Source organism: Aureivirga sp. CE67 (genome assembly GCF_015767245.1).
Lineage (GTDB): Bacteria > Bacteroidota > Bacteroidia > Flavobacteriales > Flavobacteriaceae > Aureivirga.
This window is the reverse complement of sequence record NZ_JADOTV010000034.1, coordinates 1-18,133: the sequence shown is the minus strand read 5'-3', so window position 1 is coordinate 18,133 and position 18,133 is coordinate 1. Positions and strand designations below refer to the sequence as shown.

General features: G+C 31.0%; 10 protein-coding genes. 2 read left to right on the top strand and 8 right to left on the bottom strand.

All coding sequences use genetic code 11. The features are described from left to right. Positions 1-102: 102 nt before the first annotated feature. Positions 103-7,491 (bottom strand): thrombospondin type 3 repeat-containing protein, encoded by a 7,389-nt coding sequence (locus tag I0K12_RS22065; RefSeq protein WP_231372829.1) that lies wholly within the window; start codon positions 7,489-7,491, stop codon positions 103-105. Positions 7,492-7,884: 393 nt separating this feature from the next. On the opposite strand from I0K12_RS22065, the gene I0K12_RS21270 reads away from it, so the two are divergent. Together I0K12_RS21270 and I0K12_RS21265 are read left to right on the top strand one after the other, a co-directional pair. Continuing rightward, positions 7,885-8,466, top strand: coding sequence for a PhnA domain-containing protein (locus tag I0K12_RS21270; RefSeq protein ID WP_196890206.1), 582 nt, complete (start codon positions 7,885-7,887; stop codon positions 8,464-8,466). Between the two features lie 147 nt (positions 8,467-8,613). After that, entirely contained in the window at positions 8,614-9,903 is a 1,290-nt protein-coding gene (locus I0K12_RS21265; RefSeq protein WP_196890205.1) for a hypothetical protein, read from the top strand. Here the strand turns inward: I0K12_RS21265 and I0K12_RS21260 are convergent. The 7 genes from I0K12_RS21260 to I0K12_RS21230 all read right to left on the bottom strand — a co-directional run. Further along, entirely contained in the window at positions 9,898-10,845 is a 948-nt protein-coding gene (locus I0K12_RS21260; protein WP_196890204.1) for an L-histidine N(alpha)-methyltransferase, read from the bottom strand. The two genes, I0K12_RS21265 and I0K12_RS21260, sit on opposite strands and share 6 nt — an antisense overlap. A 6-nt stretch (positions 10,846-10,851) precedes the next feature. Beyond that, positions 10,852-12,012, bottom strand: a complete 1,161-nt coding sequence (gene egtB / locus I0K12_RS21255) for an ergothioneine biosynthesis protein EgtB (protein WP_196890203.1) — start codon at positions 12,010-12,012, stop codon at positions 10,852-10,854. 489 nt (positions 12,013-12,501) lie between these two features. Next, entirely contained in the window at positions 12,502-14,655 is a 2,154-nt protein-coding gene (locus I0K12_RS21250; protein WP_196890202.1) for a polyribonucleotide nucleotidyltransferase, read from the bottom strand. Positions 14,656-14,794: 139 nt separating this feature from the next. Then, positions 14,795-15,064 carry a 30S ribosomal protein S15 gene (gene rpsO / locus I0K12_RS21245; RefSeq protein ID WP_196890201.1) on the bottom strand — a complete coding sequence of 90 codons (270 nt, stop codon included), beginning with the start codon at positions 15,062-15,064 and terminating at the stop codon, positions 14,795-14,797. Between the two features lie 161 nt (positions 15,065-15,225). Next, entirely contained in the window at positions 15,226-16,086 is an 861-nt protein-coding gene (gene accD / locus I0K12_RS21240) for an acetyl-CoA carboxylase, carboxyltransferase subunit beta (protein ID WP_196890200.1), read from the bottom strand. Between the two features lie 109 nt (positions 16,087-16,195). Continuing rightward, positions 16,196-17,263: a class II fructose-bisphosphate aldolase gene (gene fbaA / locus I0K12_RS21235; RefSeq protein ID WP_196890199.1), complete on the bottom strand. Its 1,068-nt coding sequence runs from the start codon at positions 17,261-17,263 to the stop codon at positions 16,196-16,198. A gap of 446 nt (positions 17,264-17,709) precedes the next feature. Further along, a partial coding sequence (locus tag I0K12_RS21230; protein WP_196890198.1) for a T9SS type B sorting domain-containing protein occupies positions 17,710-18,133 on the bottom strand: 424 nt, incomplete at its 5' end.

Below are 18,133 nucleotides of genomic sequence, written 5' to 3'. Positions count from 1 at the left end.
TAATTTTTTAAACATAAAAGCTTTCCTTTTCAATCCCTAAGCCATAAAAAAAGAGGCCACCTCCGAAGAAGCAGCCTCAAAAAGATATTAAACAAATTTAAATTATCTTATCACAACTTTCTTTATCATCACTTTCTTGTTAGAAGTAATTTCGAAAGTATAAACTCCAGATTGTAAAATTTGTGTATCAATCACATTTTTAGTTTCAGAAGTTAATTTTTGTTGTTTTACCACCATTCCTATAGCATTGTAAACTTTCAATTCTGCATTATGACTAGCATTAACATAAACAATGTTTTGAGCTGGGTTTGGATACACTTTAAAGTCCATTCTTACAACCTCATCTACATTAATATCTTCATCACAAGCATCACCAATTCCATCTTCATCAACATCTTCCTGATCAGGATTTGCAGTAAATTGACAATTATCTTCCGTATCTAAGATTCCGTCATTATCATCATCTTCATCACAAACATCTCCCATTCCATCTTCATCATTATCTGCTTGATCTTCGTTTGCTGTAAATTGACAGTTATCTTCCGTATCTAGGATTCCATCATTATCATCATCTTCATCACAAACATCTCCCATTCCATCTTCATCATTATCTGCTTGATCTTCGTTTGCTGTAAATTGACAATTATCCTCCGTATCTAGGATTCCGTCATTATCATCGTCATCATCACAAACATCTCCGATTCCGTCTTCATCATTATCTGCTTGATCTGCATTAGCAACTTCTGGACAGTTATCATCCTCATCTGCAATTCCATCTCCATCCATATCCGAAATAATAGAAGGATCTTCATCACTACAAATCTCAATAGACCATGATAAGAATTCACCTCCATCACCAGAAGAGTATGTATCTTCAATAGATAACTTCCATTCTCCTAAAGAACTCATTCCGTTCAATACAGCTAGAGAGCCTTCTGGTTGGAATGTTCCAGTAAATGGTGCCGATTGACCAACGACAGTTTCATCAGCGTGGTCATCAAATACTGTTTCTGTATAATTATCTCCACTAGAACCATTTCCTGAAGTTAAATCAATTGTTGTTCCATCAGGAGCAATTAAACTAACATTTAAATCTCCAGTCCAAACATGATCGATATTTACAGTAACATTAACATCTAAGATATTTACATCTTCTGTAATTTCTATAATTGACTCAACAACTTCTGGATCTACTTCTGCAATTTCAATTGGTCCATCTGTTGATTCGTAACTAGAACAGAAAGGTTCTATTAATTCAAGCATATAAACTTCAGAATAATTTGATTCAGAACATTCATTAATTGCTTGTACTCTCCAATAGTAAGTTCCTGCTTCAAGAGTTTCAACTAAGAATACTAATTCTTCTTGAGTTGCAGTTTCTACAATAGTTGCAAAAGCATCATCTGTTGCAATTTCAATAATATACTGATCAGCATGCTCAACCATTTCCCAAGTAAACTCAATACTAGTAACAATACTCATAAAGTTGTTTTCTGGAGAAGTTAATGTGATTTCAGTATTCTCAGGATCTAAATTGAAAATAAACGGACAATCATCTTCCGTATCTAAGATTCCATCATTATCATCATCTTCATCACAAACATCTCCCATTCCGTCACCATCATTATCAGCTTGATCTGCATTTGCAATATCAGGACAGTTATCTTCAAAATTCAAGATTCCATCTCCATCGTTATCCTCAGTTAATGAATCATCAAATGCTCCACAAATTTCAACTGACCAAGAAATATATTCTCCTCCATCACCAAATGAGTATGTATCTTCAATAGATAAAGTCCAACTTCCTAGAGAACTCGTATTATAAAGTGTTGCTAAAGATCCTTCTGGTTGGAATGTTCCTGTGTAAGGTGCTGTTCCTGCTGTAATAGAAGTATCTGCTTCATCATCAAAAACAGTTTCTGTATAATTATCTGAACTTCCTCCATTTCCTGAAGTTAAATCTATTTCTGTTCCATCTGGTGAAATTAAAGTTACATTTAAATCTCCAGTCCAAACATGATCAATATTAATTGTCACATTGATATCTTCAATTGTAACATCTTGATTAATTTGAATCACAGATTGGATAACCTCTGGATCAACATCTAAAATTGTAATTGGTCCATCATTTGACTCATAAGTTAAACAAGTAGTTTCAACAACTTCAAAAGTAAATACTGTTGAATATTCTGTTTCAGAACACTCGTTAATAGCTTTTACTCTCCAATAATAAGTGATTCCTTGCTCTAAATCTTCTGCCGTGTAATTTGTTGCTGCAACTGTAGTTGTTTCAACAATTGTAGTAAAATCAGCATCTGTAGCTAATTCGAAAACATAGTTATCTGCATACTCTACAGTTTCCCAAGTAAATAAAGTTGTAGAAGAAGATCCTCCTTCATTTGCAGGAGAAATTAAAGTAACAACAATATCATCATTTACATCTAAATTATAAACTAATGGACAATCATCATCTTCATCTAAGATTCCGTCATTATCATCATCTTCATCACAAACATCTCCCATTCCATCTTCATCATTATCTGCTTGATCTTCGTTTGCTTCAAATGGACAGTTATCATCAACATCTAAAATTCCATCATTATCATCATCTTCATCACAAACATCTCCCATTCCATCTCCATCATTATCTGCTTGATCTGCATTTGCAATTTCTGGACAATTATCGTTCATATCTGCAATACCATCTCCATCCATATCTGAAGGTTCAACTCCACATATTTCTATTGACCACGAAATTAACTCCCCATCATCTGATGTAATATATGTATCTTCCACTACTAGTGTCCAATCTCCAAGTGAAGGCTCTCCATTAACTAAAGCTAAAGATCCTTCTGGTTGGAATGTTCCTGTGTATGGAGCCGTTCCCGCTGTAATTGCAGTATCTGCCTCATCATCAAAAACTGTATTTGTATAATTATCATTACTTCCTCCATTTCCTGAAGATAATTCAACTTCAGTTCCTGAAGGTGAAACTAATTTAATTGTAACATCCGAGTTCCAAACATGGTTAATATTAACTGTTACATTTACATCTGATACAACTACTCCATCTGTAATATTAATTGATGATTCTACAATTGAAGGATCTCCTCCAAAAGCAAGAGATACGTCTCCTGACTCTGTTGAAGCACAAGTAATGTCTTTAATATTAAATGTCCATACTTCAGAATAAAGAGATTCTGAACATTCATTTGTAGCTTTTACTCTCCAATAATAAGTATTAAAATCTAAATCTGAGATAGAATGCATAGTTTCAGCAATTGTAACTGTTTCTACTATTGAAGTAAAATCCATATCTGTTGCTAATTCGAAAACATAATTATCTGCATGTTCTAAATTTTCCCAAGAAAAATCTAATGTTCCTTCTGCTAAATCAGCTAAATTCACTGGAGTTGTTAATAATACTAACTCTCCATTTTGATCTAAATTATAAATAAATGGACAATCATCTTCCGTATCTAAAATTCCATCATTATCGTCATCTTCATCACATACATCTCCCATTCCATCTTCATCATTATCTGCTTGGTCTGCATTTGCAACATCAGGACAGTTATCTTCATAATTTAAAATTCCATCCTCATCATTATCTTCAAATAATGTTTCATCAAATGATCCACAAATTTCAATAGACCATGATAATAATTCTCCATCATCTAAAGAAGCATAATCATCTGTAACAACTAATTTCCAATCTCCCATAGAACTCATTCCATAGAAAGTAGATAAAGATTGCTCTGGCTGGAATGATCCAGTATAAGGAGCTGTTCCAGTTGTAATTGACGATTCAGCTTCACTATCAAACACTGTATTTGTATAATTATCTGAACCTCCTCCGTTATCTGTGCTTAATTCAATTTGAGTTCCATCTGGTCCTACTAAATATATATCTAAATCTCCATTATAAACATGGTTAATATTTACAGTAACATTTACATCAAAAATTGATTCATCAATAGGGAAATTAATAATAGATTCTACCGTAAGATTCTCAGCATTTATTGCCATATTTAAATCAGAAGCTTCTAAAGAAATACAAGCAATATTTGTTACTTCAAAACTCCAAACTGCAGAATATCCAGATTCTGAACATTCGTTTGTAGCTTTTACTCTCCAATAATATGTTCCTTCTTCAAGATCAGCAATTGAATGCGTTAATGTCTCTAAAGTCACTGTTTCAATAGTTGTTGAAAAATCTTCTACAGTTGAAATTTCAAAAACATAATTTGTAGCATGTTCCATTTCTCCCCATTCGAAATCCATTGCTCCATCACTATTAGTTCCAATTTCAGGTGAAACTAATGTTACAATCATTTCACTATTTAAATTATAAATGAATGGACAATCATCTTCTACATCTAAAACTCCATCATTATCGTCATCTTCATCACATACATCTCCCATTCCATCTTCATCATTATCTGCTTGATCTGCATTTGCAATTTCTGGGCAATTATCAACTGAATCATCAATTCCATCTCCATCCATATCAGAAAGAGAAGAACCACAAATTTCTACAGACCATGAAAGAACAGTACCATCATCTAAACTCGGATAAGTATCCGTAACAGAAAGTTTCCAATCTCCGTTTGACTGAATACCATTTAAAGAAGCTAAAGATCCTTCTGGTTGGAATGTTCCTGTGTATGGAGCAGAACCAGCTGTGATTGAAGAATCTGCATCATCATCAAAAATTGTATTTGTATAATTATCTCCATTTCCTCCATTTCCAGAAGATAAATCTACTTCTGTACCATTTGGAGCAATTAATTTTATATCTAAATCCGCATCATAAATGTGATCAATATTAATCGTTACATTTACATCTGTAACAATTACCTGATCTTCTATAGTAATTGTCGACTCAACAGTTGAAGGATCAGATCCAACAGCTAGATTTAAATCTGTAGCTTCATAAGATAAGCATGAAATATTAGATGTTTCGAAACTAACTGCATCTGTAAACTCTCCTTCTGAACAACTACTAACTCCTTTAGCTCTCCAGTAATACATTGTTGAAGTTTCTAAACCTGTAACATCAATATTTGTTTCAGTCGTACTTTGAGAAAAAACAATATTTTCAAAATTAGCATCGGTTGCAACTTCTACAGTATAATTTGTTGCGTTAGCAATAGCATTCCAAGTAAAGTTTGAAGAAATTTCAACTCCAGTATCTCCTTCTGAAGGAGATGTTAATACTAACTCTTCAGTGATAGCACCTAAAATACTTAAAGTATGATTTTCTGTTTTAGTTTCTGTAGAGGAAACACCTGAAATTTCTAAATCATATACTCCTGAAATATTAGTATCGATACCAGAAATAGTCAATTGAACAGCTGTATTATTATCCGTTGCAGTTGCTGGATTAAATGAATAAGTTAAAGCATCTGGTAAGTTATTTAATGAAAAAGTAACTTCTTCATTAAAATCATTATATGTATTGTATGTAAAACTGATTGTAGCTTCTGTCTCTGTATTACATACTTCTGTATCCATCGTATCAAATGTCAACTGGAAATTTTCTGCCTCTTCAATAGTAATTGCTGAAGTATTTACAGCATAAAAAATGTTATCCACAGCTTCAACAATAACTCTACCACTTGTAGTCGAAATATTTGGAGCAGTAATTTCATAACTTCCATTATTTGCTACATTAGAAGCTAATTCCATTGTAGTTTCTCCATTGTCTGTCGTAAATAAAATATTTACATTTGAAACATTAATATTTCCACCATCAGTACCTGCAACATCCCATGTTACTGTCTGTTGCGAAGCTCCTGACCAAGTTTCCGAACTATTTTGTGATGTAACCTCAAATGGTCCAGCTGTTCCATCCACAGTTACTTCCATATAATCTATGTCATTTTGCCCAATAGAGGCATTATCACGAACTGTTAAAGCAAAATTTAAATCTCTTCCTACACTAGGTATAACTTCCCAAGTTGTACTTAAACTATTATTATATACAGTTTCTCTTTTTGGAAAAAATCTTCTTTCATCTTCTGTTGGATCTAAAGATCTAAATAATGGTCCTGTAGTACTTGTAGCACTAGGTGTCGAACCAAAATTACTTGGTTGAGCAACATCATTTTGCTCCCAACAATATGTTAATACATCATTTGCATCAGAATCTGTTGCAGAACCTGTTAATACAAATGCTGTAGACTTTGGAATTATATAATCACTTCCTGCATCTGCAACAGGTGTACTATTCGAAATTGACTCTTCTGTTTGACAAGATGTTGATTTTACATAATCTAAAACTTGTGAAATATTAAAGTGGTGGAAATAATCATCACTATTTGATTGTACATCTGTAGTTGGACCTGTAATTCCTGCATATCCCATAATTGTAGAACCACTTCCAGGCTCTGATTGCGCACCTGTTTGTTCATTCCATCCATGAGTATGTGTATGATTTGCACCAAATTGATGTCCCATCTCATGAGCTACAAAATCCACATCAAAAGCATCTCCTTCAGGAACAGTACTTGTTGTAAAACCACTTCCTTTTTGGTTATCAACACATATACATCCAATACATCCTGCATTTCCATTATTTCCAATACCTGACATTAAATGTCCAATATCATAATTTGCTTCTCCAATTTCACTTGTTAGAGTATTTTGTAATTCACTATTATAGTTACCATCATTAGAAGAATAAGGATCTGTAGAAGAATCTATATAAATAACATCATCTGTGTTATCTATTAACTCCATATTGATGGCAAAATCTCTTTCGTAAATTCCATTTACTCTTGTCATAGTTTCATTAATAGCAGCTAAAGCATCATCTACTGTTCCACCATGATAATCTGTATACTCACCTGTAACAGACATAGCTAAACGGAATGTACGTAAAGTTTGATCATCTGCTTTATTAAAAAACTGTGAGTTATTTGAAATCGAATTTGTTACTGACGAAATATCATCTGTTAAACAATTTAATTTATTCTGAATTGAATCTGAACCTGCTCTAGAGTACAACATGTATCTCTCTTCTTGAACATTAACACATTCTATAAATCTTGTTTCGCTAGTCGTCGAAAAAACAGTTAAACTCAACCCTTTTTGAGGAGATAAACTAAAACGAATAACTTCTGTAGATTTACTTAAAGGATATCCAATATAAGATCTAATTTCTGGATATTTGTTTTGAAGCACATCCGACATATTCGATGCTTCTTCAATTCTAAACGAACTATAAGTTCCATCTAAATTTGGAATACTTATGATTACATTTGAATTACTAACAGAAGTAAAACTTCTTTCGGGAGCATTTGCAAGTTCCGACATCAGTGAACTTGTGTTCAAAGAAAAAAATCTACCAGTTGAAGGTAAATCTTTGTTGAATAATTCTCCTTTAGCACTAAAATTATTGGTTTCTTCCCAAAAATTATTGGTCTGAGAAAAACCAAAAGTAAAACTTAATAATGCTAAAAGAGTAAAAAAGTAATTTTTCACCATATTATAATAAGTTTTGTTATTAATACAATAAATGAATTATATATGGTTAAATTTAATATTATCTTAACACTTTACTGTACTATATTAACAATAAATAAACATTTTATTTAAGATATCATTAAAATCAACCCATTATCGTTATTTGATTAGTAATATCATCTTATTATTGATTTAAAATTATAATTATAAAAGTATAAGTTAAATATTTATAATAAGTTAAAACGTTCGGTTAATAAAATTATGTAAGACAAACTCACATATTTCACAACTTTATCTATTTGATTAAAAAGGAATAAAGCCTATTTAAGACTCTATTTCCGTTTAAATAAGTTATTTTTGTAAAGAATAAATTAGTAGTAAAATTTACTCACAATTCAATTAAATTTTAAAAAAATGAGTATCAAAAAAGAACTACAATCTCGTAGTAATAATTGTTGCGAAATTTGTACTGCAACAGAAAATCTTGACATCTATACAGTAGAACCTGCAACTAAAGAAAGCCTTAAAGATTCAATTTATATCTGCAACACTTGTAAAGAGCAAATTGAAGATGCTGAAAAAATGGAATCGAACCACTGGCGTTGTTTAAATGATAGTATGTGGAGCGAAGTTCCTGCTGTTCAAGTTGTAGCTTGGCGCATGCTTCATCGTTTAAAAAAAGAAGGTTGGCCTCAAGATCTTTTAGATATGCTGTATTTAGACGAAGATACTTTAGAGTGGGCAAAGGCAACTGGTGAAGATATTGATGAAAGTGAAAAAATAATCCATAAAGATAGTAATGGAAGTATTTTGAAAGCTGGAGATTCTGTAGTGATGATTAAAGATTTGAATGTAAAAGGTGCAAACTTCACTGCAAAAAGAGGAGATTTCATGAGAAATATTTCTTTAGTTCATGACAATGCCGAGCATATTGAAGGTAGAGTAAATGGACAACACATTGTAGTTCTGACAAAATACGTTAAAAAGTCAAAATAAAATTCTGAGACAAATTCAAAGAAACAAAACTTTGAATTTGTCTTAAAAATTGCTAGTTACTTTTAGAATCATTCTTATAGAACGTTGAAATATTATCCTTTTTATTGAAATAATTAAATCGTATATTTAAGTATATACCTTAAAATTATGTCTTTAAAACTACAATACAAAGATTTTAAATTCGATAAAAAACTACAACAAACCCAAACTTCAAAAAATTGGATTTCTCCTTACTCAGAAATAGGTGAAGTCATGATTTATTTTCGAAAATTTCTTACAGAAAAATCTTTTGTTATCAGAAATTATTTGGAAAATGAATACCAAGACATTCAAAAAATTGTTTCACCAATCGAAAAACCTGAGGAAGATTTTATTAACTCTAAAAATGTTGTTTTAAAAAATTTATTAGATGACGCTCATTTACTTCTGGGTAGAGGGAGGTATACAAACAAAAAAATGCAGCGAACTAATAGACCAAATAAAAACACTTTTTTTGGTGAAGCATATTTTACAGAATCTGTTCATGCTATTTTTATGAAATTTTCTAAAGATATTTTAACTGAAATTCATCATCAAGGTTTCACATGGGAAGTAAATTGGAAAATACAATATGAAGATTTGTTAAAAAAAGATTCAAACATAGATTTTAATGAAACTATTTGTCCAATAAATTTCATCCGAAAAACGAAAGGAAACCTTACACATTTTGAAGAAATTCTAAAAGATCAAAATAATGATTTCATCCCTCCTCTCTTAGCAAAAGGTATTTTAACTCTAGAAATATTACTACAAGGAGGTTTTCATTTATTAACAAATGAAGAAAAAAATTGGTTATTCTCTTCGCATTTTTATTACAACAAAAAATGTTATTATACAGAAAATATGATTCTAAACGGTATTAATTCTATTGTTGAAGAGCTAATGCAATGGCATAATTTTATTCCGCCAAAAATAGACTTAGATTTTTTTGATAGGATTCAAAAAGGTTTGAAAAAAAATAATTCAGAAGATTGGTTCATTATCGGTTTTATTATTTCAATACTTTTCCATCGATTTGACTTTGCGGACTATGAAAAACTTAATGATGATTATAAATCAACTTTAGCTGATAAATTATATCATTATAGAAACTTAGCAACAATGCTAAATTTTCATAATCTTTATCAATTAACAAAAGTTTTTGAACGAGGTAACTTACAAGAGCTAGCATATTTTATTTCAAATTTTCTTGTAAATTTTGAGATTAAAAATGAAATCATCACTTACGAAAACACCCGAAATCATGATTTAATGAAAGCTTTCTATGCATATCTGATTATCTTTTTAAAAGAAAAACAATATTTAGAAAACATTAGAGAGGTTGATTTAAATTCTTTTGACATTAATATTTCAAAAGTTGTAGAATCATTAAACAAACAACAGAAAAACTACCTATAGTTCTTTCTTTAAAATATAGTCTGCAAAATATTTTTTTTCATCCATTATTTTTTCACTAATCTCAAAACCTGAATCCTTTACTAACATTTGAAGTATGGAATCATCATATTTTCTAGAAATTTCGGTAAATATTTTCTCATTTTTTTCAAAATCAATTTCAAAATCTAAAGTATCAAAAACAACAGTTTGCTTTCGAGTACTCTTCAAAAAACTTTTTGCAATTCCTGTTTCTTCAGAATATTCTGGTGCATGTTCAAAATACTCTAAATTGAAATTCGCATCTAGCTCGTTATTAATTCTTTGAAGTAAATTAAAGTTAAACGAACTCGTAATTCCTTTTACATCATTATACGCAGGAACTACTATTTCCTTAGATTTTATCAAATCCAAACCTAAAAGAAGAATATCATTTTTATTCAAATTTTCGGCAATAGATTCTATAAATTTTTTGGCAACACGATCAACCATATTTCCTAAAGTTGAACCTAAAAATAAAACAACTTTTCGAGTATCATTAGCTTGTAATTCATGAAGTGTTTCAAAAAAATCTCCTTGAATCGGCTCCATAGAAATATCTGGTAATTCACTTTTAATATTTTTTTCAAGATTCAATAATGCTCCTTTGGAAATATCAATTGGTTTGTATGTAAATTCAAATTGGGAATACATTTTTTTTAATAATTCAACTGTTTTATATCCATCTCCTGCTCCTAATTCTATAATCTCGATAGATTCATTTTGTTTTATTTGAAAAGCTTCAATTATTTTTTGAGATTGTTTTTCAAAAATTTCAAATTCTGATCTAGTTAAATAATATTCAGGTAATTTCATTATTTCAACAAAAATCTCTGAACCTTTCGTATCATAAAAGTATTTGGAAGGCAAACATTTGGGATTAGAATTTAATCCTTCATATACATCTTTTGCAAATTGATTTGTCATATTTTTTTAGTTTTTTACAAGGCGAATTCCTGAAAATTGCCAACGTTCTTGTGGATGAAAAAAGTTTCGATATGTTTTTCTACTATGTCCTAAAGAAGTTACTACCGAACTTCCTCTCAAAACCATTTGATTATTCATAAATTTTCCATTGTACTCCCCTTTTGCATCTTCAGAAATTTCAAAATTTGGATAAGGTAAATAAGCTGAATTTGTCCACTCCCAACGCACCCCCCAATCGAACTGACCAGAAGCTATCTCCCATTCAAACTCTGTAGGAAGTCGCATTTTTTTCCAAGAAGCAAAGGCCTGTGCTTCGTAATAAGAGATATGAGAAAGCACACTATCTAAAGGAAGATTTTGCATTCCTGAAAAAGTAAATATCTTCCATTCTTTATCATTTTGCTCCCAATAAAGTGGCGCTTGAATATTATTTTCTTTAACCCAAGCCCAACCTTCATCTAGCCAAAAACGGAAATTTTGATAACCTCCAGCTTCTATAAATTCCAAATATTCTCTATTTGTTACATAATTTGAAGAAATAGAAAAAGTGTTTAAATAGACTTTATGTGAACCTAACTCATTATCATAACAAAACTCTTCGTCTTTATCATGTCCTACTTGATAAAGACCTTCAGAAATTACAATCCATTTTTCCTTTGTTTTATTTTGATCTTGAATTTTATTTAATTTATCATCGAAAACAGGTCTTAGTGGATTTTGAAATAAATTATATTTTATATCTGTATAAAGTAATTCTTGATGTTGTTGTTCATGTTGAATTCCAAGATAAATTAATTCCTTAATTGTTTCAGACTGATTTCCTTCCAGCAAAGAAATAATTTGATCATCGACTAATTTTCGATATTCATACACTCCTTCTAAAATAGGTCTACTCAAAAGTCCTCTCCTATCTCTCGCAATTCTTTTTCCTAAAGTTTCATAATAACTATTAAAAATAAAATGAAAATCAGGATTAAACTCAAGGTAATTTTTACAATATTCTTTTAAAATAAATTGCTCAAAAAACCAGGTAGTATGCCCTAAATGCCATTTTGGTGGACTTACAAAATATGCAGCTTGTAAATTGTAATCTTCTATAAGTAGAGGTTCGCAAATTTTTTCGGATTGTTTTCTTTGATGAATGTAATAATCTATAAGTTCTGTCATTAATTTACTCAGATTTAAAGAGTTGTATTTCTAAATATACAACTTAACTATTGTTAAATCAAGTAATTAAATTGAAAATATAAGGTTTTGGATTTGTAAACAAATAAGTTGTGTAAAATTATTTTCAAAAATAGTTTTTAAGCTAAAATAAATACTCATTTAAGAAAAAGGTTCTTTTTGGAAGTAATATTCTTTTTCTCAAAAATTAAATTTAAAATATTCAAAAAAAACACAATTAATTAAACATTGACTATCAACACACTAAATTATTAACTAAATATTTTTAAAGAAAAAAATATCCATTTTACGGAAACCCGTAAAATTATATGATTCAAATAGCGGATGTTTGCAGAAAGAAAAACACGTTAAAAGGGAAATTATTGCTATTATAAATTTTGTCACTTGGATTTCAGTTGTAAATCCAATATAATTTCAAAAAAAAACCACATCGTTCTGATGTGGTTTTTTGATAAAATATCTTTAAGAATATTATTTATTCTCTTTCTTTTGTTGTGGTTTCTCCTTTCTTGGAGGTCTTGGTAAAAGAGCTTTTCTAGAAACTTTTTGTTTTCTAGTTTTAGGATCAATTCCTAAATATTTCACATCAATAATATCACCAACATTTACAATGTCCGTAACATTTTCTGTTCTTTCCCAAGCTAATTCAGAAATATGTAATAAAGATTCTTTTCCTTTTACAAACTCAATTACAGCTCCAAAATCAAGAACTTTTACAACTTTCACCTCATAAGCTGAACCAACTTCTGGTTTGAAAGTAATATTTTCGATTTGTTGGATTACAGAATCAATTTTAGCTTGATCTGTACCTAAAATCTCAACGATACCTTTACCGTCCTCTTCTTCGATTACAATAACAGTATCTGATTCTTTTTGCATTTCTTGGATAACTTTTCCTCCAGGCCCAATTACAGCTCCAATAAATTCTTCTGGAATTGTAACTTTTACCATTTTCGGAGCATGTTCCTTCACCTCTTCATTTGGTTCAGAAATAGTTCCCATGATTTCATTCATGATATGAAGTCTACCATCACGAGCCTGATTTAAAGCTTGTTCTAATACTTCATAAGAAAGACCTTTCACTTTGATGTCCATCTGACAAGCAGTAATTCCATCTGTAGTTCCAGTTACTTTGAAATCCATATCTCCTAAGTGATCTTCATCTCCTAAAATATCAGATAAAACAGCAAAGTTTCCTGTTTCTTCATCAGAAATTAATCCCATTGCAATACCTGTAACAGGTTTTGTAATTTTAATTCCGGCATCCATTAATGCTAATGTTCCAGCACAAACAGTTGCCATTGAAGAAGAACCATTTGATTCTAATACTTCAGAAACTACACGCACTGTATAAGGACAATCTTCTGGAATTACAATTTTTAACGCTCTTTGCGCTAAGTTTCCATGTCCGATTTCTCTTCTTGAAGTTCCTCTTAAAGGTCTAGCTTCTCCAGTACAGAATGGAGGGAAATTATAATGTAAATAGAAAGTTTCTTCTCCTTGATATGTTGGAAGATCAATCACATTAGCCTCTCTTGAAGTTCCTAAAGTTACTGTTGCTAATGCTTGTGTTTCTCCTCTTGTAAATACTGCTGAACCATGTGTTGATGGTAAATAATCTACTTCACTCCAAATAGGACGAATTTCTGTAGTTTTTCTTCCATCTAAACGTAATCCTTCATTTAAAACAACATCTCTCACTGCTTTTTTGTGAGATTTGTTAAAATATTTTCCTATTAGTTCTGCATTTTCTTCTAATTCTTCTTCAGAAAATGTTTCTAATAATTCTTCTTTTATTGTTGAGAATTTTTCACCTCTTTCTTTCTTAGAACTTCCTTGTTTTGTGATTTCATAAATTTTATTATAAACAAAATCACTAACTTTAGCTTCTAATTCTTCGTTTTCTTCTGGTTCTGCATACTCTCTTGTTTCTTTTAATCCAACTTTTTCAGCTAATCTTAACTGAGCTTCACATTGAATTTTGATAGCATCATGAGCAACTTTAATTGCTTCAACCATTTCTGCTTCAGAAACTTCTTGCATTTCCCCTTCAACCATAGCTACAGAATCCGCAGAAGCACCAACCATTAAGTCGATATCTGCTTGTTCTAACTGCTCTCTAGTTGGGTTAATGATGAACTCTCCATCTAAACGAATTACTCTTACTTCTGAAATTGGAGCTTCAAAAGGTACATCTGATAATGCTAAACACGCAGAAGCAGCAAGACCTGCTAAAGCATCTGGCATTACATTTTCATCATGAGACATTAATTGAATCATGATTTGAGTTTCATTATGGTAGTTTTTTGGGAATAAAGGACGTAAAACACGATCTACAAGACGCATTGTAAGAATTTCTTCTGTACTTGGTCTAGCCTCACGTTTGAAAAATCCTCCAGGATATCTACCTGCAGCAGCAAATTTTTCTCTATAATCAACTGTTAAAGGTAAAAAATCAATACCTTCATTGGCACTTTTGGCAGAAACTAGGGTAGCTAGTAGCATAGAATCTCCCATTCTAACTACAACAGAAGCATCTGCTTGTTTTGCTAATTTCCCTGTTTCGATGGAAATGGTTCTACCATCTCCTAAATCAATAATTTCTGTATGAACTTTAGGAATCATAAAATCTTTTTAGTTCTTAATTAAACAATTGGTTTGTGTTGTTGTGTTGTTGTGTTGTTTGTAAACCAATGAAAAGTTGTAATTTAAGCTTTCTTATTGAAAATAAAAAAAGAGGCAAATAGCCTCTCTTTTTTTGGAATTATTTTCTAATTCCTAATTCTTTTATGATCGCACGATATCTGATGATATCTTTCTTCTTCAAGTAGTCTAATAAGCTTCTTCTCTTACCTACTAACTTTACTAATGAACGCTCTGTATTATAATCTTTACGATTCTTTTTTAAGTGTTCAGTTAAGTGGTTAATTCTGTAAGTGAATAAAGCAATTTGTCCTTCTGAAGTTCCAGTATCAGTAGCTGACTTACCGTGCTTTGCAAAAATTTCTTGTTTTTTCTCTGCTGTTAAATACATGCTAACATTAAATTTTAAATTAATAATTTTTATGTATTGATAACTAAATTAGTTATTCAAAGGTGCAAATTTACTATTATTTTTTTGAATAGAAGTTCTAAATTAAAAATATTATAAAACATTCTATATTTTCATTCAAATAATAACGTATCCACAAGTTCTTACGAACGGATTGGATGATTTTGCACTAAATCAATATATAAATTAATTTGTTTCTTTAGATCTTTTCTCTCAACGATCTTATCTAAGAATCCGTGCTCTAATACAAACTCAGCTCTTTGGAATCCTTCTGGTAAGTCCTTACCTGTAGTATCTTTTACTACACGAGGTCCAGCGAAACCGATTAAAGCATTTGGCTCAGCGATGTTGATATCTCCTAACATTGCATAAGATGCTGTAGTCCCTCCTGTTGTTGGATCCGTACATAATGAGATATATGGTAATTTAGCTTCCGCTAATTGCGCCAACTTAGAAGATGTTTTAACTAACTGCATTAATGAAAGTGAAGCTTCCATCATTCTTGCTCCTCCAGATTTAGAAATCATCAAGAATGGAAGTTTGTTTTCGATTGCATAGTTAATTGCTCTTGCAATTTTCTCTCCTACTACACTTCCCATCGATCCTCCAATAAAACTAAAGTCCATTGCAGCAACTACGATATCTTTTCCAAAAGATTTTCCTACAGCAGTACGAACAGCGTCTTTTAAATTAGTTTTACTCTGAGCAGCTTTTAAACGGTCTGTATATTTTTTCTTATCCTCGAATTGCAGTGGATCTTTTGATACCATGTCTGCATCCAATTCTGTAAATTCGTTATTATCAAATAAAATTTCGAAGTATTCGGCACTACCAACCCTCACGTGATATCCATCTTCAGGGCTTACGTATAGATTTCTTTTCAATTCGTCAGAATCAACAATCTTTCCGCTAGGTGTTTTATACCATAATCCTTTTGGGACATCTTTTTTAGCTTCTGTTGGCGTTTGAATCCCTTTATCTTTTCTTTTAAACCAAGATGACATATTATATATGGGTTTTTGATTTCGTTTATAAAATGGGGAGCAATTTAATAAAAAAATAAAGAGTATTTAAATTTTGTTTAAATACCCTTTATATTTATTTGAAGAAATACTATAATGTATCTATGTTATTTAAGTCTTCGAAAGCTTGTTTTAAACGTGCTTTAAACGTTAATTCACCTTCTCTAATCCATTTTCTTGGATCGTAATATTTTTTATTTGGAATATCAGCTCCTTCCGGATTTCCAATCTGAGTCTTTAAATACTCTTTCTTTTCTCCCATATAATCTCTGATTCCTTCTGTATAAGCAAACTGAAGATCTGTATCAATATTCATTTTGATTGTTCCATAAGAAATAGCTTCTCTAATTTCTTCTAAAGAAGAACCAGAACCACCGTGGAATACGAAATCAACAGGATTACTTTCTGTATTAAATTTCTCCTCGATAAATTTTTGAGAGTTATCTAAAATTTTTGGAGTAAGCACTACATTTCCTGGCTTATAAACTCCATGTACATTTCCAAAAGATGCAGCAATTGTAAATTTATCACTTACTTTCTTTAATTCTTCATAAGCATAAGCAACTTCTTCTGGTTGCGTATATAATTTTGAAGTATCAACGTCAGTATTATCAACTCCGTCTTCTTCTCCACCTGTAATACCTAGCTCAATCTCCAATGTCATTCCCATTTTCGACATTCTTTCTAAGTATTGTTTACAGATTTCAATATTCTCTTCCAAAGGCTCTTCTGATAAATCAATCATATGAGAACTATATAAAGGCTTTCCTGTTTCTTTATAAAATTGCTCACCTGCATCTAATAATCCATCAATCCAAGGAAGTAATTTCTTCGCACAATGATCTGTGTGTAAAATCACAGGAACTTCATAAGCATCCGCTAATAAATGAATGTGTTTCGCTCCAGCAACAGCTCCAGCAATAGCAGCTTTTTGGTTTTCGTTAGAAAGTCCTTTCCCAGCATTAAAATGCGCTCCTCCATTAGAAAATTGGATAATAACAGGTGCGTTTAATTCTTTTGCTGTTTCTAAAACAGAATTAATTGTACTTGAACTTGTAACGTTTACTGCAGGAAGTGCAAAGTTTTTTGCTTTTGCTAATTTGAAAATATCTTGCACTGCATCACCAGTAGCAACTCCCGGTTTAATTTGATTACTCATTTTGTTGATGTTGTTTTATAGTTGTACAAAGGTAAAAAAATAAGAACTTTATTAAAACGAAAAATTTCATTTATACTCCAATTTATTATTTTCTAAAATAATTAAATAATTCTCTAAAATTTCAATAGCAAAATTTGATAAAAAAATCATATCTAAAAGATTTAAAACCTGAGTAGAAAATATCATTTTTTGAAATTATACTAATTACTTTCTGGAGCTTCCTTTGCAAAAGCAAAGTCGGGCTTTACGTTTCAAGTTTTCATTTTTCTAAAAAGTTTTTCTAAAAGAAATCCGTGGGCTTCTTAGGTCGCCTCCGCTTTCTAAGAAAAAACAAATTTTAGAATAAAGAAAAGCTTTACTCTTCAATCCCTAAGCCGATAAAATAACCACAAAAAAAATCCCAACCATTACAGTTGGGATTTTTAATATTTCTATAGAAAGAATTTTTATCTTCTAATCAAACTAAAGTGTCCTTTCTTTGTATAACGTCTTGTTGTTACAGTTCCATCTTCTGATACTCCTACAGACTTCACAATGTCTAATGAGAACCAGTAATCTGATGACGGTAATGGTTGACCATATCTTGTCAATCCATTCCATCCTTGTTTCGGATCTAATTTAACAATCACTTTTCCGTATCTATCAAAGATGTAAATCTCTACACTTGCATAATTTCCACTCTCCAATCCTTGAATCTTCCATGTATCATGGATTCCATCATTATTTGGTGTGAAGTATTTAGGGAAATCGATAACTCCAAATGGAATCGATGGATTCTCACATCCTCCTCCTAATACATTACGAATCAATAATACATAATCTCCTCCAGGAACATCTGTAAACACTGGTGCTGTTTGCCAAGTATTTCCT

Coding starts and splice junctions, on each gene's coding strand:
- I0K12_RS21250 (WP_196890202.1), bottom strand. CDS start 14,655: ATGATTCCTAAAGTTCATACAGAAATTATTGATTTAGGAGATGGTAGA.
- accD (WP_196890200.1), bottom strand. CDS start 16,086: ATGTCATCTTGGTTTAAAAGAAAAGATAAAGGGATTCAAACGCCAACA.
- I0K12_RS21270 (WP_196890206.1), top strand. CDS start 7,885: ATGAGTATCAAAAAAGAACTACAATCTCGTAGTAATAATTGTTGCGAA.
- I0K12_RS22065 (WP_231372829.1), bottom strand. CDS start 7,491: ATGGTGAAAAATTACTTTTTTACTCTTTTAGCATTATTAAGTTTTACT.
- egtB (WP_196890203.1), bottom strand. CDS start 12,012: ATGACAGAACTTATAGATTATTACATTCATCAAAGAAAACAATCCGAA.
- rpsO (WP_196890201.1), bottom strand. CDS start 15,064: ATGTATTTAACAGCAGAGAAAAAACAAGAAATTTTTGCAAAGCACGGT.
- I0K12_RS21265 (WP_196890205.1), top strand. CDS start 8,614: ATGTCTTTAAAACTACAATACAAAGATTTTAAATTCGATAAAAAACTA.
- I0K12_RS21260 (WP_196890204.1), bottom strand. CDS start 10,845: ATGACAAATCAATTTGCAAAAGATGTATATGAAGGATTAAATTCTAAT.
- fbaA (WP_196890199.1), bottom strand. CDS start 17,263: ATGAGTAATCAAATTAAACCGGGAGTTGCTACTGGTGATGCAGTGCAA.